This window comes from Pseudoalteromonas sp. CO348, from assembly GCF_004208845.1.
Taxonomy (GTDB): Bacteria; Pseudomonadota; Gammaproteobacteria; order Enterobacterales; family Alteromonadaceae; genus Pseudoalteromonas; species Pseudoalteromonas maricaloris.
Map to the genome: position 1 here is coordinate 1 of NZ_SGPI01000057.1, position 554 is coordinate 554.

Annotated in this window: 1 protein-coding gene; it reads left to right on the forward strand. The window is 51.1% G+C overall.

All coding sequences use genetic code 11. The features are described 5' to 3' along the window. Positions 1–554: AMP-binding protein (locus EXT48_RS23535; RefSeq protein ID WP_165384146.1), on the forward strand; the 554-nt coding region annotated here is incomplete at both ends.

The following is a 554-nucleotide window of genomic DNA, read 5'->3' on the forward strand; positions in this document are numbered from 1 at the left end:
TATTGCCTGCCGATACCCCTATCGCCCTCTACTTTTCTCGCAGTAGCGAGATGCTTATTGCTATTTTGGCCGTGCTCAAAGTCGGTGGTGCCTATGTGCCTGTTTCACCGGATTACCCCGAAGCTCGGGTTGAGTTTATTTTAACCGACACCAACACCGACTTAGTGCTAACCCAGGAAAGCCACTTGCCATCTCTTGAGCCTGTACTTGGAAAAGCCACAGCGCTCGGCGTGAAGGCGCTCGGCGTAAACACCCATGCGCTGGCGGTGGAGCACGAGAACTTAGTGCGTCCAACCGCGTTGGCTAACTTGGCTTATATCATCTACACCTCAGGGACAACCGGACAACCAAAAGGCGTAATGCTCACGCAGCACAATGTGCTTTACTATCTTCACGCCTTAACCAGCCAGTTAGGTGACAAGTATCGTAATATCGACTTTTCTTCTAACTACTGTTTTGACCTGTCGGTGACCACCACCTTATGCCCGCTCCTTGCTGGACAAACGGTGTGTGTTTATGAAGGCGATATTCTTGATGCCGCCGCCTTTAGAGCT